This window comes from Pseudomonas sp. MF7453 (genome assembly GCF_016405455.1).
GTDB lineage: Bacteria > Pseudomonadota > Gammaproteobacteria > Pseudomonadales > Pseudomonadaceae > Aquipseudomonas > Aquipseudomonas paralactis.
The window spans coordinates 247501-268776 of sequence record NZ_JAEKCN010000009.1 but is presented as its reverse complement, the minus strand read 5'-3'; the positions used below and the strand labels follow the sequence as shown (position 1 = coordinate 268776).

Here is a 21276-nt window from a genome sequence, read left to right as displayed (position 1 = left end):
GTTTGAGAAAATTCGATGAGCTGATAAAACAATAGTTGACTCTCAAATGAGAATCGTTATGATTATCACAACTGGTCGCGAGATCAGCCGATAACTGAAAGACCATTGGTTCGGACTCTCAGATTATCTCCTCATCAGGCTAATCACGGTTATTTGACCCGGCTCTTGCCGGGTCTTTTTTTGCCTGCGAATTACTGACTCAGCGCGCAATGATCAACGGATGCCCACGCTCCGGATGCGGCTGTACCAGCACATCCAGGCCAAACACGGCCTTGAGCGGCTCAGGTTGCAGGACTTTTGCGGGCGTATCCAGGGCATGGGGGCGTCCGCTCTCCAACAGCAGAATCCGGTCGCAGTAACGCGCCGCCAGGTTCAAGTCATGCAGGATCACCAGCACCGCAGCGCCTCTGTCGGCAAAGCGGCGAATCGCCTGCAAGGTGGTGTGCTGGTGCAGGGGATCGAGCATCGACGTTGGCTCGTCCAGCAACAGCGTTTGCCCCGCCTCACCCGGCCATAACTGCGCTAACACCCGCGCCAGGTGCACCCGCTGTCGCTCGCCGCCCGACAGGGCCAGGTAACTGCGACCACTCAGGTGGCCCACATCCGCCGCGTGCAGCGCCGCGCAGATGATTTCATCATCGCGCACTCGCCCGGACTGATGAGGCAAGCGCCCCATGCCCACTACCTCTTCGACACGAAAGGCAAAGTCCAGGGTGGAGGTCTGTGGCAATACCGCCAGGCGCTGGGCACGTTGCGCCCCTCCCAGGTTCTTCAGCTCTTGCTGGTCCAGCCAGATCTTGCCCTGATCAGGCAACAACTCTCCGCACAGCGCTCCGAGCAAGGTACTTTTGCCCGCGCCATTGGGGCCCAACACGCCCAGCACTTCACCCGGTACCAGGTCCAGGGTGACATCGGACAACACGGTTTCAGCACCGCGCCGAATCTGCAACGCTTCTACCCGCAGCATCAGGCGCGCCCTCGTAACAATAAATAGAGGAAAAATGGCGCACCGATAAACGCAGTGACAATACCGATCGGCAGTTCCGCCGGCGCCAACGCCAAGCGCGCCACCAGATCAGCAAACAACAGCAGGCTCGCACCTGCCAGCACTGACGCCGGTAACAACACCCGATGATCCGGCCCCGCCAGCAGCCGCACCAGATGTGGCACCACCAAACCGACAAAACCAATCATGCCCGCCGCCGCCACGGCTGCGCCAACACCCAGGGCCGTGCAGAGCACCAACTCACGCTTGAGCCCTTCAACATCAACCCCCAGATGATTGGCCTCCGACTCACCCAGCAACAATGCGTTCAGCGCCTTCGCGCGGCGCGGCAACCACAGCGCCACACCCGCGCTCACCAGCAGCAAGGGCCACAACCGCGAATAGCTCGCGCCATTGAGGCTACCCAGGTTCCAGAACGTCAGGGTGCGCAAGGTGGCATCGTCGGCCAGATAGGTAAACAGCCCCACCGTTGAACTGGCCAGGGCCGTCAGCGCGATACCGGCAAGCAGCATTGTTGCGACATTGGTTTGGCCATTGCGACGTCCCAACCGGTACACCAGTGCGGTAACGCCCAGGCCACCCAGAAATGCGCACAGCGACAACAAATAGGGGCCGAACGCATCCGGCAGCCCACCCAACAACGACCCGCCGACAATCGCCACCGCCGCCCCCAACGCGGCACCGCTGGACACCCCCACCAACCCGGGATCGGCCAGCGGGTTGCGAAACAACCCCTGCATCGCCACACCCGACAACGCAAGCACACCACCGACCGCCAGCCCCAATAGGGTGCGCGGCAGGCGAATCTGCCCCAGGATCAATTCCGCCTGCTCCAGCCCCGCGGCCTCAATCGGCACGCCCACAAGCCTTAATGCGGCCCTGAGCGTATCGATCAATGGCAAGCTGACCGGGCCGAGAGCCAATGAAAGCCAGATCGCCAAGACACACAGCAGCGACAGACCAATAAAAAGCGTCTTGGGCTTAAGCAGAGTAGTCATGGAGCCGATTTAGCCTGGGACGGATAAAACCCGGCGGAAAGTTTCACCAGGCTTTCCGGTAACCGCGGCCCCAGGCCACCTACCAGCAAGGTCGGGTCCAACTCAAACACGCGCCCACCCTTGGCTGCCGGTGTCGACGCGAGAATCGGGTTTTCCTTGAACAAGGCTGCACGCGCCGCATCACCGGTCAGCGCACGATCGGCAAACACCAATACATCAGGGCTCAACCCCGCCAAAGACTCGACTGAAAAAGGCTTATAGCCCGAGTGCGTGGCCAGGTTTCGTCCGCCTGCCTGCCGCAATATCCAATCGGCGGCCGTGTCCTTGCCGGCAATCAGCGGCTTGCCACCAGCATGGCCCAGCAGCAACAGTACGCCCGGAGCCTTTTGCGTCGCCTGGGCCTTGGTCACCCAGGTTTTTTGCTGCTCCAGCGCCTGACCGTATTGGGCAAAGAGCGCATCTGCCTGGTCCTCACTGCCCAGCAGTTTTCCCAAATGTTCAAGGTTGCCTTTCAATGTCGGCAAATCCGGCTGGGCCGAAAACAGCTCAACCTGCACGCCGGCATTGCGAATCTGCGCCAGTACCGGCGGCGGCCCCATTTCCTCAGTGCCCACAAGAATTTGCGGGCGCAGGCTGAGAATGCCTTCAGCCGACAGCTGCCGCTGGTAGCCAATGCTCGGCAACGCCTTGAGCGACTGCGGATGCTGGCTGGTGGTGTCGACCCCGACCAATTTAGATTCGCCACCCAAAGCCGTCACCCATTCCGATAGCGCCCCTCCTGCACTGACCCAGCGTTGTGGCAGTTCAGAGGCTTGTGCCCCGTGGTTGACCAGCAATGAGGCAACAAGCGCAATAGCGCTGGTACTCAGGCGCATAACAGGGTTTCCTTCCTAGGGCAGGGCCACTCAGGTACTCATCAATGTGACAGAGAACCGCTGCCGAACATCGTAATGAGCACCCAGTCAGCTGACGGGCGAAGCGGGCATTTGATAATTGTTTGCATTTGCACGTCAAGGCACTTAAGGATTGAAATGAAGTTTCTCTGCCCCTCAAGCGACCTCGCACCCAACAGCAGCCGTGGTTTTGATATCGACGGCCACAAACTGCTGGCAGTGCGCCGGGACGGCATTGCCTACTTCTATCGTAACCGCTGCCCCCATCGCGGCATCCCGCTGGAATGGCAGCCCGACAGTTTCCTCGACGCCAGCGCCAGTCTGATCCAATGCGCGACCCATGGCGCTCTGTTCCTGATCGAGAGCGGCGAGTGTATTGCCGGCCCTTGCGCAGGCCAAAGTCTCACCGCCCTGCCCGGCCATGAGGATGAACAAGGCTTGTGGGTAGAACTCTAGTCGCCCAGCAAAACCTTCAGGCGGTGCTCGACGTACATCTCTTGCGGCGTGACCCGCACGCCGTATGCCAACACCTCGACACCCGCGGCCTTGGCCTCGCGTAATGCCGCAGCGTAACCGGCGTCAATTTCCACCGCTGGGCGCACCGCATCAACACCCGATAGACACACGCAATACAACTGCACCGCCCGCACACCTTCACGCGCCAGATGAGCCAGTTCACGCAAGTGCTTGGCACCGCGCTGCGTCACCGCATCAGGAAAAGCCGCCACCGACGTTCCATCGAAGCCCAGGGTGACGCTCTTGACCTCAACGAAAGCGGCACCCTGCGGGTAATCCAGGCGAAAGTCGATGCGACTCTTCTCCTGACCGTACGGCACTTCACGCTTGAGCGCCGTAAAGCCCTTGAGTTCAGTGATCACGCCAGCCTGCAGCGCCTCTTCCACCAACTGATTGGCCCGTGCGGTGTTGACGCACGCCAGCCGCCCCTGCGGCGTCTCGGCGATTTCCCAGGTGCCCGGCAACTTGCGCTTGGGGTCCGAGGAGCGACTGAACCAGACCTGGCCACCTTCGACCATGCAATTGAGCATCGAGCCGGTGTTCGGGCAATGAATGGTGAGCAACTCGCCGGTAACGGTTTCGATATCGGTAAGAAAGCGCTTGTAGCGGCGGATCAGCCGCCCTTCTTCGAGGTGAGGATGAAAGCGCATCAGCCTTGCCAGCTCCGCAGGCCACGAGCGATGCGCTCCACCGCTTGTTGCAGCCGGTCAATATTTTGCGTGTAGGCAAAACGCACATGATGGCCCGCTTGATAACGGCCGAAATCCAGCCCGGGTGTAAACGCCACGTGCTCGGTTTCCAGAAAGTGACGGCAGAACGCGAAGGCATCGCCGCCGAACGCGCTGATATCGGCGTACAAGTAGAACGCGCCTTCTGGCTCCACGGCGATGCCGAATCCAAGCTCACGCAAGGCTGGCAGCAAAAAGTCACGACGCCGACCGAATTCGGCTCGACGCTCTTCAAGAATGCTCAGGGTCTGCGGGGTAAAACAGGCCAAGGCAGCGTACTGAGCCATGCTCGGCGCACTGATGTAGAGGTTCTGCGCCAGTTTCTCCAATTCGCTGATCGCAGCGGTAGGCGCTATCAGCCAACCGAGGCGCCAGCCGGTCATGCCGAAATACTTCGAAAAACTATTCAAGACGAAGGCGTCATCGTCGACCTCCAGCACGCTGGCCGCATCAGTGCCGTAGGTGAGACCGTGGTAGATCTCGTCCACCACCAAGTGGCCGTTACGCGCTTTGACTGCACTCGACAAGCCTGCCAGCTCATCCCGTGTGAGGACTGTGCCGGTAGGATTGGCCGGGGATGCAACCAGCGCGCCCACGCTGTCCTGGTCCCAGTGCCTGGCGACCAGATCGGCGGTCAACTGATAGCGGACCTCGGGGCCCACCGGCACCAGTTGCGCCGCGCCCTCGACCAGTCGCAGAAAGTGTCGATTGCAGGGGTAGCCTGGGTCAGCCAGCAGCCAGTGCTTGCCAGGGTCGACCAGCAAGCTGCTGGCCAATAACAACGCACCGGAGCCACCGGGCGTAATCAAGATACGCTCGGGATCGACGCTCAAACCGTAGCGCTGCTGGTAAAACCCGCTGATGGCTTCGCGCAACTCGGGCACCCCACGGGCAGCGGTGTAGCGGGTTTTGCCGTTGGCCAGCGCAGCCTGGCCGGCCTGGATGATCGGCTCGGCGGTAGTGAAGTCCGGTTCGCCGATTTCCAGATGAATCACGTCATGGCCGGCAGCCTGCAGCTCATTGGCGCGGGCCAGCAACGCCATGACATGAAAAGGTTCGATGGCGCGACTGCGCGAACTGTAGGGCTGAGCCATTAGCCTTCCTTAACGGTTAGGACAAAATCAGGATTCTACCGAACCCTCGCGGTAAAACATGCTCTATTGCCTGATTGGGGCTGCAAGTGCACCCTGCGCACGCTCGTAAAACAGCTAAAATCAACATTCGAGGCGATACATACCCAGTCATGGCGGGCTGCTGCAGTTTGCAACCCCTTTGCCCTGGAGCTCGACAACCGGGAGTAGCGCACCCTGAATCTATCTGGTAAGTTCGCCCGCTTGCAGCCGCAGGGCCGGCAGGTGTCGGTGACGTTGCAATCCTGCGCAATGGATTAGAAGAGTGAGAGGCGGTCTATTCATGTCCACCCAAGCAAAGCAACAACAATCCTCAGCCCTCAGCGGCTTCACACCCTACGTCGAGACAAAGGGTGAGGAGTATATGAGCGAGTCCATGCGTAAGCATTTCTCCAATATTCTGAAGAAGTGGAAGCAGGACTTGATGCAGGAAGTCGACCGCACGGTTGACCATATGAAGGACGAAGCAGCCAACTTCCCGGACCCGGCAGACCGTGCCAGCCAGGAAGAGGAATTCGCTCTGGAACTGCGTGCCCGTGATCGCGAGCGCAAGTTGATCAAAAAGATCGACAAGACCCTGCAATTGATCGAAGACGAAGAGTATGGCTGGTGCGAATCCTGCGGCGTCGAGATCGGTATTCGCCGCCTTGAAGCCCGCCCGACCGCGGACCTGTGCGTAGACTGCAAGACCTTGGCTGAAATCAAGGAAAAACAGGTCGGCAAGTAACCTTGCCGGTCTGAACAAATGGGGCGTGCAAACGCCCCATTTTTGTTTCTGGCGTTTACCGGTTTTGCAGTAGTATCCGCCCATGACAGCCTCTACCTATATCGGGCGTTTCGCCCCCACGCCCAGCGGCCATTTGCACTTCGGCTCCCTGGTTGCCGCCCTCGCCTCCTACCTCGACGCACGCGCCCACCATGGCCGCTGGTTGATGCGTATGGAAGACCTCGACCCTCCCCGTGAAGAACCCGGCGCCCAGGCAGCGATCCTGCATGCCCTGCAAAGCTACGGCTTTGAATGGGATGGCGAACTGGTCCGGCAGAGCGATCGGCATGACGCCTACGCCAAAGTGCTGAATGACCTGTTCAACCACGGCCTGGCCTACGCCTGTACCTGCTCGCGCAAGCAATTGGAGCCCTACCACGGGATTTACCCAGGCTTGTGCCGCAATGCCGGCCACGAACAGCAGGATGCCGCGATCCGCCTGCGTGTTCCCGAACTGGAATATCACTTTACCGACCGCGTGCAGGGCGAGTTCCGACAGCATCTGGGCCGCGACGCCGGCGACTTCATCATCCGGCGCCGCGACGGTCTCTACGCTTATCAGTTGGCCGTGGTCCTCGACGATGCCTGGCAAGGTATCACCGATATTGTGCGCGGCGCCGACCTGCTGGACTCCACGCCGCGCCAGCTTTACTTGCAAGAGCTGCTCGGCCTGCGCCAGCCTCGTTACCTGCACGTACCGCTGATTGTGCAGCCGGACGGCAACAAACTGGGCAAGTCCTACCGCTCCCCACCATTGACCGCCGACCAGGCCACGCCTTTGCTGCTCAGAGCCCTGCGCGCCCTCGGCCAGCCAGCCGGTGACGAACTGCTTTACGCAAGCCCACGCGAACTGCTGGATTGGGGCATTGCGCACTGGGACGCTACGCAGATCCCGCGCACACTCACGCTGGCCGAAGCGCAATTGAGTTGAAGGCGCTTGCAGGTTGCCAGCCATCCGTTACCATCGCCGCAGATTTTTAATCAGAGGCCAATATGTACATCTATCGATTGGTCCTGCTGCTGGTCGTCGGGATCTACCTGTTTTCCCCCGCCATCATGGACTGGTGGATCGACGCCACGGGCGCCTGGTACCGCCCTTATCTGCTGTGGCTGATCCTGATCGTTGTGACCTTCATCCTGCAGAGCCAAAAAGATGCCGATGAGCTTTAGCCTCACCCAGATGCTGCTGATCAGCGCCGCCTACCTGGCTGCGTTGTTCGGCGTGGCCTGGATCAGTGAGCGCGGAATGATTCCGCGGGCGATCATTCGCCATCCGCTGACTTACACCTTGTCCCTGGGCGTGTACGCCAGCGCCTGGGCGTTCTACGGAACGGTGGGCCTGGCCTATCAATACGGCTACGGGTTTCTGTCCAGTTACCTGGGGGTGTCCGGCGCGTTCCTGCTGGCGCCGGTGTTGCTGTACCCGATTCTGAAAATTACTCGCACCTACCAGTTATCGTCCCTGGCAGACCTGTTCGCCTTTCGCTTTCGCAGTACCTGGGCCGGTGCGCTGACCACGATTTTCATGCTGATCGGCGTATTGCCATTGCTGGCCCTGCAGATTCAAGCGGTAGCCGACTCCATCAGCATCCTCACCCGCGAACCGGTGCAGCACCGCGTCGCGCTGGCGTTTTGCGCACTGATCAGCCTGTTCACGATTTTCTTCGGCTCGCGCCATATTGCTACCCGCGAGAAGCACGAAGGGCTGGTGTTCGCGATTGCCTTTGAGTCGGTTATCAAGCTGATCGCCATTGGCGGCGTTGGACTGTATGCGCTCTATGGGGTGTTCGACGGCCCGCAACAACTGGAGCTGTGGCTGCTGCAAAACCAGACCGCCCTCGCCGCGCTGCACACGCCCTTGCAGGAAGGCCCCTGGCGCACGCTGCTGTTGGTGTTTTTCGCCTCAGCGATCGTGATGCCGCACATGTACCACATGACCTTCACCGAAAATCTCAACCCACGCTCGCTGGTGAGCGCGAGCTGGGGTTTGCCGCTGTTCCTGTTGCTGATGAGCCTGGCGGTGCCGTTAATCCTGTGGGCCGGCCTGAAACTGGGGGCCACCACCAACCCTGAGTACTTCACCCTGGGTATCGGCATTGCCGCCAACAGCCCGGCGTTGGCACTGCTGGCGTATGTCGGCGGTTTGTCGGCGGCCAGCGGCTTGATCATTGTCACCACGCTGGCGCTATCGGGCATGGCACTCAACCACTTGGTGCTGCCGCTGTACCAGCCGCCGGCTGAGGGCAATATCTACCGCTGGCTGAAATGGACCCGCCGTGCGCTGATCGTCGCGATCATTACCGCAGGCTACGGGTTCTATCTGCTGCTCGGCGCCGGGCAAGACCTGGCCAACCTCGGCATTGTCGCGTTTGTGGCCACCTTGCAGTTCTTGCCGGGGGTGTTGTCGGTGCTGTACTGGCCGACCGCCAACCGCCGTGGGTTTATCGCCGGGCTGCTGGCGGGGATCCTGGTGTGGGTCGTCACCATGCTGCTACCGCTGGTCGGCAACTTGCAGGGCTTCTACATTCCGTTGCTGAACATGATTTACGTGCTCGACGACACCAGCTGGCACATGGCGGCCATTGCCTCGCTGGCCGCCAACGTACTGATGTTTACCCTGATCTCACTGTTCACCAATGCCAGTGCCGAAGAAACCAGCGCCGCCGAAGCCTGCGCAGTGGACAACGTGCGCCGCCCGCAACGCCGCGAACTGCACGCCGCCTCGCCCCAGGAGTTTGCCACGCAGCTGGCCAAGCCACTGGGCGCCAAGGCGGCGCAAAAGGAAGTCGAACAAGCGCTGCGTGACCTCTACCTGCCGTTCGACGAGCGCCGTCCTTATGCCCTGCGCCGCCTGCGTGACCGGATCGAGGCCAACCTCTCCGGCCTGATGGGCCCCAGCGTGTCCCAGGACATGGTCGAAACCTTCCTGCCCTATAAGGCGGGCGGCGAAAACTACGTGACCGAAGACATCCATTTCATCGAAAGCCGGCTGGAGGATTACCACTCACGCCTGACCGGCCTGGCTGCCGAACTCGACGCCTTGCGCCGTTACCACCGCCAGACCTTGCAGGAACTGCCGATGGGCGTCTGCTCCCTGGCCAAGGACCAGGAAATCCTGATGTGGAACAAGGCCATGGAAGAACTCACCGGCATCGCCGCGCAACGGGTGGTGGGCTCGCGGCTCAACACCCTCGCCGATCCGTGGAAAGAACTGCTGCAGGGTTTCATCAACCTGCCCGACGAGCACTTGCACAAGCAGCACCTGGCCCTCGATGGCCAGACTCGCTGGCTCAACCTGCACAAAGCCGCCATCGATGAGCCCCTGGCCCCCGGTAACAGCGGCCTGGTTTTGCTGGTAGAAGACCTCACCGACACGCAGATGCTCGAAGACAAGCTGGTGCATTCCGAGCGCCTGGCCAGTATTGGCCGCCTGGCGGCTGGCGTGGCCCATGAAATTGGCAACCCGATCACCGGTATCGCCTGCCTGGCGCAGAACCTGCGCGAAGAGCGCGAGGAAGACGGTGAAATCACCGAAATCAGCGGGCAAATCCTCGAACAGACCAAGCGGGTGTCCCGCATCGTGCAGTCACTGATGAGCTTCGCCCACTCCGGCGCGCATCAAAATCAGGACGAAGCGGTGTGCCTGGCCGAAGTCGCGCAGGACGCGATTGGGCTTTTGGCCTTGAACCGGCGCAATTTCGAAGTACAGTTCTTTAATTTGTGTGATCCGGACCATTGGGTCGACGGCGACTCACAACGCCTGGCACAGGTATTGATAAACCTGTTGTCCAACGCCCGCGATGCCTCTCCGCCCCACAGTGCGGTACGCGTCAAGAGCGAGGCTTTCGAGCACACGGTCGACCTGATCGTGGAGGACGAAGGCAGCGGCATCCCGCAGAACATCATGGACCGATTATTCGAACCCTTCTTCACCACCAAGGACCCCGGTGAAGGTACCGGTCTGGGCCTTGCACTGGTCTATTCCATCGTTGAAGAGCATTATGGACAAATCACCATCGACAGCCCGGCTGACACACAAAGCCAACGCGGCACCCGTATACGGGTGACCTTGCCGCGTCATGTCGAAGCGACGTCCGCTGTGAACTGAGACCGTCGAGAGAATTGAATCAATGCCGCACATTTTGATCGTCGAAGACGAAACCATTATCCGCTCTGCCTTGCGTCGCCTGCTTGAACGAAATCAGTACCAGGTCAGCGAAGCCGGCTCGGTGCAGGAAGCCCAGGAGCGGTTCAGCATTCCCACGTTCGACCTGATTGTCAGCGACCTGCGCCTGCCCGGAGCGCCGGGCACCGAGCTGATCAAGCTGGGCCAAGGCACCCCGGTGCTGATCATGACCAGCTACGCCAGCCTGCGCTCGGCCGTCGACTCGATGAAGATGGGCGCGGTGGACTACATCGCCAAGCCTTTTGATCACGATGAGATGCTCCAGGCCGTCGCCCGCATTCTGCGTGACCGTTCGTCCGCCAGCAGCGCGCCTGCCGAACAGCGCCCGGTCGGCAAAGCGGCCAGCAGCGCCGACAAGCCCGGCGTGGACAACAGCAACGGCGAGATCGGCATCATCGGCTCCTGCCCACCCATGCAGGACCTGTACAGCAAGATCCGCAAAGTGGCGCCGACCGACTCCAATGTATTGATCCAGGGCGAGTCGGGCACCGGCAAGGAGCTGGTCGCTCGCGCCCTGCACAACCTGTCCAAGCGCGCCAAGGCACCGATGATCTCGGTGAACTGCGCAGCTATCCCTGAATCGCTGATCGAGTCCGAACTGTTCGGCCACGAGAAAGGCGCGTTCACCGGCGCCAGCGCCGGGCGTGCCGGCCTGGTCGAAGCGGCGGACGGCGGCACCTTGTTCCTCGATGAAATCGGCGAGCTGCCGCTGGAAGCCCAGGCGCGCCTGCTGCGCGTGTTGCAGGAAGGCGAGATTCGCCGGGTCGGTTCGGTGCAATCGCAAAAGGTTGATGTGCGGCTTATTGCAGCAACGCACCGTGACCTCAAGAGCCTGGCCAAGATCGGCCAGTTCCGGGAAGACTTGTATTACCGCCTGCACGTGATCGCCTTGAAATTGCCAGCGCTGCGCGAGCGCGGCGCCGACGTAAACGAGATCGCCAATGCCTTCCTGTTACGACAGAGCGCGCGTATCAACCGTACCGACCTGAAGTTTGCCGCGGACGCCGAGCAGGCCATCCGGCATTACTCGTGGCCGGGTAACGTGCGGGAACTGGAGAACGCCGTGGAGCGTGCGGTGATTCTGTCGGAGAGCCCGGAGATTTCCGCCGAGCTTTTGGGCATTGATATCGAGCTCAGCGACCTGGAAGACGACGACTTCATCGGCCTGGCCCCACAACAGGGCGGCGGTAGCAATACCAGCCATGAGCCGACGGAGGATTTGTCACTGGAAGATTACTTCCAGCATTTCGTCCTGGAGCATCAGGACCATATGACCGAGACCGAACTGGCCCGCAAGCTGGGTGTAAGTCGCAAGTGCCTGTGGGAACGGCGCCAGCGCCTGGGTATTCCGCGGCGCAAGACCGGAGTCGCCAGCGAAAGCTGAGGCGGCGCGCCCACAGGTAACACCTGTGGATGTGAAAAAACTGTTACCGCTGACTTTTCACGTAACAAAAGCCGGGGCTTAAGGTAACGAAGCCCCGGCTTTTTTTTGGCCCCGAAAACTGCAAAACCACCTCAACCCCCTGATTTTGCTGGCCGGCGCAAAAGTTGGCACGCACCCTGCTATATGCTTAGTACAAAAACAATAACAAGCTTTGTACACGACAATAAAAATAAGACGAATCGACTCACGCATAACAAAAACAACACGGCGGAGGCGCAGCTAACTGATTCTTTTGGAGAGGCGTTGCATTTGGGGCTTGCCCCGCAACCAGGCCGAGAACAACAAAAACTGCCCTAAGGCAGAGCCTGAACTGGTTGGATCGTAGATCAGCAACACAGCGACCAAAGCAATCCGTTTGCTCTTGACTCTCGATTGGGAGTGTCATGAAGGTGAAGCTTCATGGCGAGGGCGATCAACAAAAACAAGAAGCCCGACATCAATAATAAAAATAGAGCACGCAACTACTTCTGGGGGAGCTTCGGCTCCCCTTGTAGTTTCCGGAATTTGACCTCCAAACGCTTATGGCGCAATGCCTGTAGCTTGTTCCTACACCATCCCCTGACTAAATGCTAGAATCCCCGCCCATCATGCGGTCATTCTTCGTTATGGCCGAACATTCCTTCAAACAGTGCATCCCATGCTGAAGAAGTTGTTCCAGTCATTCCGTTCTCCCTTGCGTCGTACGCAACACAAACGCAGCACGCCTGAAGTGCTCAACAGCAGCCAGCATTCGTTGCAGCGCGCTCAATTCAGCCGTTATGCAGTGAACATCGTCGAACGTTTGCAGAACGCCGGCTACCAGGCTTATCTGGTGGGTGGTTGCGTACGCGACATGCTGCTCAATATCACGCCCAAGGATTTCGACGTCGCCACCAGCGCCACGCCTGAACAAGTGCGCGCCGAGTTTCGTAACGCACGAATCATCGGCCGGCGCTTCAAGCTGGTGCATATCCACTTTGGTCGCGAAATCATTGAGGTCGCGACCTTTCGCGCCGGTCACCCGCAAAACGACGAAGAGGAAGACACCAACCAGTCTTCCCGCAACGAGAGCGGGCGCATCCTGCGCGATAACGTCTACGGCACTCTGGAGGAGGACGCGCAACGTCGCGACTTCACCATCAATGCTCTTTACTATGACCCTGTCAGCGAGCGCATCCTCGATTACGCCAATGGCGTACACGACATTCGCAACAACCTGATCCGTCTGATCGGCGACCCGACGCAACGCTACCAGGAAGACCCGGTACGTATGCTGCGTGCCGTGCGGTTTGCCGCCAAGCTCAACTTCGGCATCGAGAAGCACACCGCCGCGCCGATTCGCGAGCTGGCACCCATGCTGCGCGAAATCCCCTCGGCACGCCTGTTCGAAGAAGTGCTCAAGCTGTTCCTCTCGGGCTACGCCGCCGACACCTTCGAAATGCTCGTCGACCTGCAGTTGTTCGACCCGCTGTTCCCGGCCAGCGCCGAGGCGCTCGAATACAACCCGACGTACACGCACACACTGATCAGCGAAGCGTTGATCAACACCGACCTGCGCATCAAGCAGAACAAACCGGTAACCCCGGCGTTCCTGTTTGCCGCACTGCTGTGGCCGGCCCTGCCCAAGCGCGTACTGCGCCTGCAGGACCGTGGCATGCCGCCGATCCCGGCCATGCAGGAAGCGGCTCACGAGCTGATCGCCGAGCAGTGCCAGCGCATCGCCATCCCGAAACGCTTCACCATGCCGATCCGCGAGATCTGGGACATGCAGGAGCGCCTGCCGCGTCGCAGCGGTAAGCGCGCCGACCTGTTGCTGGACAACCCGCGCTTCCGTGCCGGCTACGACTTCCTGCTGCTGCGCGAAAGCGCCGGTGAGCAGACCGATGGCCTGGGCGAATGGTGGACCGACTATCAGGACGCCAACGACAGCCAGCGTCGCGAAATGATTCGTGAGCTTGGCAGCAAAGGCGATGGCGCCAGTGAAGGGCCGAAAAAGCGTCGCCGCAGCGGCAGCAAGCGCAAACGCAGCGCTGCCGATGCCTCGGGCAACGCGGGCGAATAAACGTGGAGCGCATCTACGTAGGCCTGGGCAGTAACCTGGCAGCGCCGGAACAGCAATTGCGCAACGCGATCAAAGCGTTGGCGCAATTGCCTGGCACCCACCTCGCCGGAGTGTCCGCCTTCTATCAAAGCGATTCACTGCTGCCAGGCCAGCCGCGCTACACCAACGCAGTTGCGGCACTGGACAGTCACCTGGTGCCCCTGGACTTGCTCGATGCACTACAAGCTATAGAAAACGATCAGGGCCGCGAACGCCTCGAACGGTGGGGCCCGCGCACCCTGGATCTGGATATCCTGCTGTTCGGCGATCGCCTGATCGATGAGCCGCGCCTCAAGGTGCCGCACTACCAGATGCATCTGCGCGCGTTTGTGCTGTATCCGTTGGCTGAGTTGGCGCCAGCCGACCTGCAGTTGCCTGACGGCCAGCGTTTAAGCGACCTGCTCACCGCCTGCCCGTTCGTCGGCCTGGAACGCCTCCCTCAAGAATGACCCGGTCAATGTGGGAGCTGGCTTGCCTGCGATGCAAGCGACACGGTGTATCAGCCACACCGAGGTGATGCCATCGCAGGCAAGCCAGCTCCCACATTAGATATTCAGTGCCCCCCAAACCTGTGCCCATCTTGCTGAATCGCGTCAGTAACAGCGGTAACACCGCCATCGTAACAATGCGGTAACACATCCAATTGACTTCCCGTGTCCTCCTCACGACTATAGGCGTCCCGCTGCCGCCAACCCGGCGCTACAGGGCGCAATCCAGGCCTTATAAGCACTGCTTTCAAGACAGTGCGCCTGTATAAACGAAGACTCACGCGCGTTACTCGCTGTTTCCAAGCGCCTGAACGAGGACCCTTTTCATGCCAGACATTACCCTGACCACCTTGCAGAGCCTCAAGCTCAAAGGTGAAAAAATCACCATGCTGACCTGCTACGACGCCACTTTCGCCCACGCCAGCTGCCAGGCAGGGGTCGAGGTGTTGCTGGTGGGCGACTCCCTGGGCATGGTTCTTCAAGGGAATGACAGTACGCTGCCCGTGACCACGGATGAACTGGCCTACCACACCGCCAGCGTCAAGCGTGGCAACGACGGTGCGCTGATCATCGCCGACCTGCCGTTCATGGGTTACGCCACTCTGGAGCAAACCTTCCAGAACGCAGGCAAACTGATGCAGGCTGGCGCGCACATGGTCAAAGTCGAAGGTGCCGTGTGGCTTGCCGAGTCGATCCGCCTTTTGGCTGAGCGCGGCGTGCCAGTGTGCGCACACATGGGCCTGACGCCACAGTCGGTGAACATCCTCGGCGGCTACAAGGTACAGGGCCGCAATGAAGCCCAGGCCCGCCAGATGCGCGCCGATGCCATTGCCCTGGAACAAGCCGGTGCGGCGATGATTCTGCTCGAATGCGTGCCGAGCGAACTGGCCGCAGAAATTACCCAGGCCGTCAAAGTGCCAGTGATCGGCATTGGTGCCGGCTCTGCCACTGACGGCCAGGTGCTGGTACTGCACGACATGCTCGGCCTGTCGATCAGCGGTCACGTGCCGAAGTTCGTGAAGAACTTCATGGCCGGCCAGGGCAGCATCCATGCAGCACTGAGCGCTTACGTCAGCGAAGTCAAAGCCGTTACTTTCCCCGGCATCGAACACGGATTCTCTGCATGAACACGGTTAAAACCCTGCGCGAACTGCGCGCTGCCGTTACTCACGCCCGCAGCGCCGGCAAACGCATTGGCTTTGTGCCCACCATGGGCAATCTGCACAGCGGCCACGCCACGCTGGTGACCAAGGCCGCGCAGCAGGCGGATTTCGTAGTGGCGAGCATTTTCGTGAACCCGCTGCAATTCGGCGCCGGCGAAGATCTGGACAAGTACCCGCGCACACTGGCGGCCGATCAGGAAAAACTCCTGCAAGCCGGCTGCAACCTGCTGTTCGCCCCTACCGTCGAGGAGATGTACCCCGGCGGCATGACCGGCCAAACCCGCGTTATTGTTCCCGAGTTGTCCGAAGGGTTGTGCGGTGCCAGCCGCCCGGGCCATTTCGAAGGCGTGGCGACAGTAGTCAGCAAGCTGTTCAACATGGTCCAGCCGGACATGGCCGTGTTCGGCCAGAAGGATTACCAACAGCTGGCGGTGATCCGCGCCATGGTCCATGACCTGAACATGCCGATCCAGATCATCGGCGAGCCTACCGTGCGCGCCGAGGACGGCCTGGCGCTGTCATCGCGCAACGGCTACCTCACCGAGGAGCAACGCGCCGTTGCGCCGATCCTGTACCGGGCCCTCAGCCAGATCGCCACGGCCATCAAGGGCGGCGAGCGCGATTTCGCCCAGCTGCGCGCCGAGCAGGTCCGGCACATCGAGGCCGCCGGCCTGCGCATGGACTATCTGGAAGTGCGCCACGGCGTGAATTTGCGCCCGGCCACCGCGCAAGATCAGGATCTGGTGATCCTGATCGCCGCTTATCTGGGCACCACACGCCTGATCGATAACCTGCACCTGAACCTCGCCTGATCCATCTTTAATCCCCAACCTGTTGCCCCGAGGGCTGTGCCGGTATAAAAAAGTACCGGCCACAGCGCAGACAAAGCCAAGACATATCCACACGCTAGGTTTAATGTAATCGCCCTGCGCTATGGTTAGCGCTGTCTGGAACCCAGTCGTTGAGACAAGAATGGATGTTCCGGGCTTTTAAGTGTCCTAAAGGCAGTCCCTGTAATAAAAGGAAACCCGCAGCGATGGCGTACTACCGCACCCCTCATGACGTTACCGCTCTGCCCGCCTGGCAAGCGCTTGTTCAACATCGCCAAGCCATGCAGGATTTCAGCATGCGCGAGGCGTTCAATGCCGATCCTCAGCGTTTTTCCCAATTCACCTTGAGCAGCTGCGGACTTTTCCTCGATTACTCGAAAAACCTGATCACCAGCGAAACCCGCGACTTGCTGGTGGGCCTGGCCAAGGAAGTGAACCTTAAAGGCGCCATTGATGCGCTGTACGCCGGCGAGCCTGTCAACTCTTCCGAAGGCCGCCCGGCGCTGCATACCGCGCTGCGCCGTCCGGTGGGTGACAAGCTGTCGGTCAACGGCGTGAACATCATGCCGGACGTGCACAAGGTACTGAACCAGATCACTGACCTGGTCGGCCGCATTCACGACGGCCTGTGGCGCGGCTACACCGAAAAGCCGATCACCGACGTGGTGAACATCGGCATCGGTGGCTCGTTCCTCGGCCCGGAACTGGTCTCCGAAGCGCTGTTGTCCTACGCCCACAAAGGCGTGCGCTGCCACTACCTGGCCAATATCGACGGCAGCGAGTTCCACGAGCTGACCATGAAGCTGCGCGCCGAGACCACGCTGTTCATTGTCTCGTCCAAATCCTTCAACACCCTCGAAACCCTGAAGAACGCCCAGGCCGCCCGCGCCTGGTACCTGGCCCAGGGTGGTTCGGAAGCTGAGTTGTATCGCCACTTCATCGCCGTATCGAGCAACAACGCTGCGGCCGTGGCCTTCGGTATTCGTGAAGAGAACATTTTCCCGATGTGGGACTGGGTAGGCGGGCGTTACTCGCTGTGGTCGGCCATTGGCTTGCCAATCGCCCTGGCCATCGGCATGTCCAACTTCAAGGAATTGCTGTCGGGTGCCTACACCATGGACCAGCACTTCCTGAACGCGCCGTTCGAAGCCAACATGCCTGTGCTGCTGGGTTTGCTGGGTGTGTGGTACGGCAACTTCTGGGGTGCGCAGAGCCATGCGATCCTGCCGTACGACCATTACCTGCGCAACATCACCAAGCACTTGCAACAGCTGGACATGGAATCCAACGGCAAAAGCGTGCGCCAGGACGGCACGCCGGTATCCACCGATACCGGCCCGGTGATCTGGGGCGGCGTAGGCTGCAACGGGCAGCACGCTTACCACCAGCTGCTGCACCAAGGGACCCAACTGATCCCGGCTGACTTCATCGTGCCGATCGTCAGCTTCAACCCGGTCTCTGATCATCACCAGTGGCTGTACGCCAACTGCCTGTCCCAGAGCCAGGCCCTGATGCTCGGCAAAACCCGTAGCGAGGCCGAAGCCGAGCTGCGCGAGAAGGGCCTGCCGGAAGCCGAAGTGCAGAAGCTGGCCCCGCACAAGGTGATCCCGGGCAACCGCCCGAGCAACACTATCGTGGTGGAGCGCATCAGCCCGCGTCGCCTGGGCGCACTGGTAGCGATGTATGAACACAAGGTGTTCGTACAGAGCGTGGTCTGGGGTATCAACGCCTTCGACCAATGGGGCGTTGAACTGGGCAAGGAACTGGGCAAAGGCGTGTATAACCGCCTGACGGGCGCCGAAGAAACCTCAGCCGAGGACGCTTCGACCCAGGGCCTGATCAACTATTTCCGCGGTCGTCACCGCGGCTGATGCTGATCACTCAAGGCCAACGTCCGTTTGGACGTTGGCCTTGAACCCTCCCATCACAGGGTGCATCTTTATGACTTGTCGCAAAAACAAGAATAAGGATCGCTCATGTTCGATATCAGCACGTTTCCCACCGCCGATGCCGTCCGCCGGGCTGCGCAACTCAGTCAAGAGGACTATCAGCGCCTCTATCGCCAATCCATTGAACAGCCAGATGCCTTCTGGGCCGAACAGGCCAAGGGCTTTCTCGACTGGATAACTCCCTGGCACACCGTTCAGCAGTCAGACATCTACACCGGAGCCGCTCAGTGGTTTGCCGGCGGTCAACTGAACGTCAGTTACAACTGCATTGACCGTCACCTGGCGCAACGCGCCGATCAGACGGCCTTCATTTGGGAAGGCGATGATCCATCAAAATCCTCCAGGATCACTTACCGCCAACTGCATCAAAACGTCAGCCGCCTGGCCAACGTGTTGAAAAGCCGTGGCGTGAAGAAAGGCGACCGCGTGTGTATCTACATGCCGATGATCCCGGAAGCAGCGTACGCCATGCTGGCCTGCACGCGAATTGGCGCGGTGCACTCGGTGGTGTTCGGCGGCTTTTCGCCTGATGCCCTGCGTGACCGTATTCTCGATGCCGATTGCCGCACCGTGATCACTGCCGATGAAGGCGTGCGCGGCGGCAAGCCCGTGGCATTGAAACAGAATGTCGATAAAGCCCTGACCAGTTGCCCCAATGTCAGCACGGTGTTGGTGGTCGAGCGCACCGGAGCGAGCGTGAACTGGACCGAGGGGCGCGACCTCAAGTATCAAGCGGCCCTGGACGCCGCCAGTGACAACTGCCCGCCTGAACCAATGGACGCCGAAGATCCCTTGTTCATCCTCTACACCTCCGGCAGCACCGGCAAACCCAAAGGCGTGCTACACACCACCGGTGGCTACCTGCTGCAAGCGGCGATGACCTTCAAATACGTGCTTGATTACCAAGAGGGTGAAGTGTTCTGGTGCACCGCCGATGTGGGCTGGGTCACCGGGCACAGTTACATCGTCTACGGCCCGCTGGCCAATGGCGCCACTTCACTGATGTTCGAGGGCGTGCCGAGCTATCCGGACAGTTCGCGCTTCTGGCGGGTGATAGATAAACATCAGGTGAATATTTTCTACACCGCGCCCACTGCCTTGCGCGCCCTGATGCGTGAAGGCCAAGGCCCATTGGCGAGCACCTCCCGCGCCAGCCTGCGCCTGCTGGGCAGCGTCGGTGAGCCGATCAACCCGGAGGCCTGGGACTGGTACTTCAATGCGGTGGGCGAACAGCGCTGTCCCATCGTCGATACCTGGTGGCAGACCGAAACCGGCGGCATCATGCTCAGCCCGCTGGTCAGCGCCCAGCGCATCAAGCCGGGCTGCGCGACACAGCCGATGTTCGGCATACAGCCGGTACTGCTCGATGAGCAAGGCAAGGAAATCAACGGCCCCGGCAGTGGCGTGCTCGCTATCAAATCAAGCTGGCCGGGGCAGATTCGCAGCGTCTACGGCGACCCGCAGCGCATGATCGACACCTATTTCAAACCCTACCCCGGCTATTATTTCACCGGCGACGGCGCGCGCCGCGATGAAGATGGCGACTACTGGATCACCGGGCGCATTGATGATGTGATCAACGTATCCGGCCATCGCATCGGCACCGCCGAGGTGGAAAGCGCCCTGGTGCTGCATGACCAGGTCGCTGAAGCCGCTGTGGTCGGCTACCCCCATGACGTCAAGGGCCAGGGTATCTATGCCTTTGTAACGCCAATGAACGGCGTCGAGCCCAGCGATACGCTGAAAAAGCACTTGCTGGACCTGGTCAGCAAGGAAATCGGCAGCTTTGCCAAGCCGGAGCTGATCCAATGGGCGCCTGCCCTGCCGAAAACCCGCTCCGGCAAGATCATGCGCCGCATCTTGCGCAAGATCGCCTGCAACGAACTGGACAGCCTGGGCGATACCTCGACTCTGGCTGACCCAAGCGTCGTAGACGGCTTGATCGACAAACGCCTGAACCGATAGCACTCAGGATAATCCCCGGCCTGTGCAGGCCGGGGTTAACTGTTAAACTGCGCGCCCCCGATTTTCTTATTTATCTGCAAGCAAGGCGCGCTCCATGACTCCCCTGAATCAGGCGCTGCGCGCCGCACTCGATCATCGTCAAGACCTGATCAACGAACTGCACGCCCAGGGCACGGACTGCTATCGGCTGTTTCACGGCAGCCAGGAAGGTGCCGGGGGCCTGACCATCGACCGCTACGGCCCGCAATTGCTGGTGCAGAGCTTCCACCATTCGCTGGATAGCGCAGACCTGCTGGACCTGCATCAACTGATCAACCAATACATGGGTCTGGAGTTGCTGCTGGTGTACAACGACCGCGCCCGAGGCAACTCGCGTATCGATCGTGAAGACACGGTGTACCGCGCAGAGCCTGCGGCGCTGGAAGACCTGGTCGGCCATGAATGGGGCCTGAGCTACCGTGTACGCGGGCGCCATGCCGGGCAAGACCCGTTATTGTTTCTCGACCTGCGTAACACCCGTGGCTGGGTGAAGGAGCACAGCGCCGGCAAAAGCGTGCTGAACCTGTTCGCCTACACCTGCGGCGTGGGCTTGAGCGCGGCCGCCGGCGGCGCACGTGAAGTCTGTAACCTGGATTTTGCCGAGGGGAACCTGGCGGTTGGGCGTGAAAACGGCCAGCTCAACCCGCAATTGCCGAGCATGGAGTTTGTACAGTCCGATTACTTCCCGGCCATTCGCCAACTGGCCGGCCTGCCGATCACCCAGCGTCGCGGCCAGAAGCTGCCGAGCTATCCGCGCCTGGAGCAGCGCCAGTATGACCTGGTGCTGCTTGATCCGCCCGCCTGGGCCAAAAGCGCGTTCGGTACCGTCGACCTGCTGCGCGACTATCAGAGTTTGCTCAAACCTGCGCTGCTGGCCACCGCTGACAACGGCGTGCTGATCTGCTGCAACAACCTGGCAAAAGTCAGCATGGATGACTGGCGTGAACAGGTGCTGCGCTGTGCGGAAAAAGCCGGTCGCCCTGTGCGCGACTGGCAGGTCATGACACCCGGGGCGGACTTTCCATCCACCGATCAGCAGCCTCCGTTAAAGACCTTGATCCTGCATTTGTAGGAAGTTTCCCAACAGCCACTGTT

General features: G+C 60.4%; 18 protein-coding genes. 13 read left to right on the top strand and 5 right to left on the bottom strand.

The genetic code is table 11. From position 1 onward, the window contains the following. Positions 1-199: 199 nt before the first annotated feature. From JFT63_RS16420 to JFT63_RS16410, 3 genes are read right to left on the bottom strand one after another with little or no spacing between them, the layout of a single operon-like run. Positions 200-967 (bottom strand): heme ABC transporter ATP-binding protein, encoded by a 768-nt coding sequence (locus JFT63_RS16420; protein ID WP_198844309.1) that lies wholly within the window; start codon positions 965-967, stop codon positions 200-202. Beyond that, positions 967-2004 (bottom strand): FecCD family ABC transporter permease, encoded by a 1038-nt coding sequence (locus tag JFT63_RS16415; RefSeq protein ID WP_057703336.1) that lies wholly within the window; start codon positions 2002-2004, stop codon positions 967-969. Before JFT63_RS16415 ends, JFT63_RS16420 begins: the two co-directional genes overlap by 1 nt. After that, a complete protein-coding gene (locus JFT63_RS16410) occupies positions 2001-2879 on the bottom strand; it encodes a heme/hemin ABC transporter substrate-binding protein (RefSeq protein ID WP_186563134.1) in 879 nt (292 codons plus the stop codon). Before JFT63_RS16410 ends, JFT63_RS16415 begins: the two co-directional genes overlap by 4 nt. Before the next feature lie 156 nt (positions 2880-3035). Here JFT63_RS16410 and JFT63_RS16405 point away from each other — a divergent pair, with 156 nt between their 5' ends. Next, positions 3036-3353, top strand: coding sequence for a Rieske (2Fe-2S) protein (locus JFT63_RS16405; RefSeq protein ID WP_057703334.1), 318 nt, complete (start codon positions 3036-3038; stop codon positions 3351-3353). Here the strand turns inward: JFT63_RS16405 and sfsA are convergent. Then, on the bottom strand, positions 3350-4063 hold the full coding sequence (sfsA, locus tag JFT63_RS16400; RefSeq protein WP_186563136.1) for a DNA/RNA nuclease SfsA: 714 nt from the start codon (positions 4061-4063) through the stop codon (positions 3350-3352). The genes JFT63_RS16405 and sfsA overlap by 4 nt on opposite strands. Continuing rightward, the gene (locus tag JFT63_RS16395; protein ID WP_198844308.1) at positions 4063-5235 is read right to left on the bottom strand and encodes a pyridoxal phosphate-dependent aminotransferase; all 1173 of its coding nucleotides are present in this window, start codon (positions 5233-5235) and stop codon (positions 4063-4065) included. Before JFT63_RS16395 ends, sfsA begins: the two co-directional genes overlap by 1 nt. A gap of 319 nt (positions 5236-5554) precedes the next feature. Here JFT63_RS16395 and dksA point away from each other — a divergent pair, with 319 nt between their 5' ends. The 12 genes from dksA to JFT63_RS16335 all read left to right on the top strand — a co-directional run bounded on the left by dksA (position 5555) and on the right by JFT63_RS16335 (position 21253). Beyond that, positions 5555-5998 (top strand): RNA polymerase-binding protein DksA, encoded by a 444-nt coding sequence (dksA, locus tag JFT63_RS16390; protein WP_057703331.1) that lies wholly within the window; start codon positions 5555-5557, stop codon positions 5996-5998. Between the two features lie 82 nt (positions 5999-6080). Then, entirely contained in the window at positions 6081-6968 is an 888-nt protein-coding gene (gene gluQRS, locus JFT63_RS16385) for a tRNA glutamyl-Q(34) synthetase GluQRS (RefSeq protein ID WP_186563140.1), read from the top strand. Between the two features lie 62 nt (positions 6969-7030). Continuing rightward, entirely contained in the window at positions 7031-7207 is a 177-nt protein-coding gene (locus JFT63_RS16380; protein WP_003176118.1) for a hypothetical protein, read from the top strand. Then, on the top strand, positions 7191-10145 hold the full coding sequence (locus JFT63_RS16375; protein ID WP_167346941.1) for a sensor histidine kinase: 2955 nt from the start codon (positions 7191-7193) through the stop codon (positions 10143-10145). Before JFT63_RS16380 ends, JFT63_RS16375 begins: the two co-directional genes overlap by 17 nt. Before the next feature lie 22 nt (positions 10146-10167). After that, the gene (locus JFT63_RS16370) at positions 10168-11607 is read left to right on the top strand and encodes a sigma-54-dependent transcriptional regulator (protein ID WP_198844307.1); all 1440 of its coding nucleotides are present in this window, start codon (positions 10168-10170) and stop codon (positions 11605-11607) included. A 697-nt stretch (positions 11608-12304) separates the two neighbouring features. Further along, positions 12305-13708 carry a polynucleotide adenylyltransferase PcnB gene (locus JFT63_RS16365; RefSeq protein ID WP_057703327.1) on the top strand — a complete coding sequence of 468 codons (1404 nt, stop codon included), beginning with the start codon at positions 12305-12307 and terminating at the stop codon, positions 13706-13708. 2 nt (positions 13709-13710) lie between these two features. After that, on the top strand, positions 13711-14196 hold the full coding sequence (gene folK / locus JFT63_RS16360) for a 2-amino-4-hydroxy-6-hydroxymethyldihydropteridine diphosphokinase (protein ID WP_198844306.1): 486 nt from the start codon (positions 13711-13713) through the stop codon (positions 14194-14196). A 365-nt stretch (positions 14197-14561) separates the two neighbouring features. Continuing rightward, a complete protein-coding gene (gene panB, locus JFT63_RS16355; RefSeq protein ID WP_057703325.1) occupies positions 14562-15362 on the top strand; it encodes a 3-methyl-2-oxobutanoate hydroxymethyltransferase in 801 nt (266 codons plus the stop codon). After that, entirely contained in the window at positions 15359-16210 is an 852-nt protein-coding gene (panC, locus tag JFT63_RS16350) for a pantoate--beta-alanine ligase (protein WP_198708551.1), read from the top strand. Before panB ends, panC begins: the two co-directional genes overlap by 4 nt. A 224-nt stretch (positions 16211-16434) precedes the next feature. After that, complete coding sequence (gene pgi, locus JFT63_RS16345) at positions 16435-18099, top strand: glucose-6-phosphate isomerase (RefSeq protein WP_057703323.1); 1665 nt, start codon at positions 16435-16437, stop codon at positions 18097-18099. A gap of 105 nt (positions 18100-18204) precedes the next feature. Continuing rightward, a complete protein-coding gene (acs, locus tag JFT63_RS16340) occupies positions 18205-20142 on the top strand; it encodes an acetate--CoA ligase (RefSeq protein ID WP_198844305.1) in 1938 nt (645 codons plus the stop codon). Positions 20143-20236: 94 nt separating this feature from the next. Then, a complete protein-coding gene (locus tag JFT63_RS16335) occupies positions 20237-21253 on the top strand; it encodes a class I SAM-dependent rRNA methyltransferase (RefSeq protein ID WP_186562611.1) in 1017 nt (338 codons plus the stop codon). The last annotated feature ends 23 nt before the right edge of the window (positions 21254-21276 follow it).

Bases quoted from the DNA above. Each gene is read 5' to 3' on its own strand.
- JFT63_RS16420 (WP_198844309.1), bottom strand. From the start codon at position 967: ATGCTGCGGGTAGAAGCGTTGCAGATTCGGCGCGGTGCTGAAACCGTG.
- JFT63_RS16415 (WP_057703336.1), bottom strand. From the start codon at position 2,004: ATGACTACTCTGCTTAAGCCCAAGACGCTTTTTATTGGTCTGTCGCTG.
- JFT63_RS16410 (WP_186563134.1), bottom strand. From the start codon at position 2,879: ATGCGCCTGAGTACCAGCGCTATTGCGCTTGTTGCCTCATTGCTGGTC.
- JFT63_RS16405 (WP_057703334.1), top strand. From the start codon at position 3,036: ATGAAGTTTCTCTGCCCCTCAAGCGACCTCGCACCCAACAGCAGCCGT.
- sfsA (WP_186563136.1), bottom strand. From the start codon at position 4,063: ATGCGCTTTCATCCTCACCTCGAAGAAGGGCGGCTGATCCGCCGCTAC.
- JFT63_RS16395 (WP_198844308.1), bottom strand. From the start codon at position 5,235: ATGGCTCAGCCCTACAGTTCGCGCAGTCGCGCCATCGAACCTTTTCAT.
- dksA (WP_057703331.1), top strand. From the start codon at position 5,555: ATGTCCACCCAAGCAAAGCAACAACAATCCTCAGCCCTCAGCGGCTTC.
- gluQRS (WP_186563140.1), top strand. From the start codon at position 6,081: ATGACAGCCTCTACCTATATCGGGCGTTTCGCCCCCACGCCCAGCGGC.
- JFT63_RS16380 (WP_003176118.1), top strand. From the start codon at position 7,031: ATGTACATCTATCGATTGGTCCTGCTGCTGGTCGTCGGGATCTACCTG.
- JFT63_RS16375 (WP_167346941.1), top strand. From the start codon at position 7,191: ATGCCGATGAGCTTTAGCCTCACCCAGATGCTGCTGATCAGCGCCGCC.
- JFT63_RS16370 (WP_198844307.1), top strand. From the start codon at position 10,168: ATGCCGCACATTTTGATCGTCGAAGACGAAACCATTATCCGCTCTGCC.
- JFT63_RS16365 (WP_057703327.1), top strand. From the start codon at position 12,305: ATGCTGAAGAAGTTGTTCCAGTCATTCCGTTCTCCCTTGCGTCGTACG.
- panB (WP_057703325.1), top strand. From the start codon at position 14,562: ATGCCAGACATTACCCTGACCACCTTGCAGAGCCTCAAGCTCAAAGGT.
- panC (WP_198708551.1), top strand. From the start codon at position 15,359: ATGAACACGGTTAAAACCCTGCGCGAACTGCGCGCTGCCGTTACTCAC.
- pgi (WP_057703323.1), top strand. From the start codon at position 16,435: ATGGCGTACTACCGCACCCCTCATGACGTTACCGCTCTGCCCGCCTGG.
- acs (WP_198844305.1), top strand. From the start codon at position 18,205: ATGTTCGATATCAGCACGTTTCCCACCGCCGATGCCGTCCGCCGGGCT.
- JFT63_RS16335 (WP_186562611.1), top strand. From the start codon at position 20,237: ATGACTCCCCTGAATCAGGCGCTGCGCGCCGCACTCGATCATCGTCAA.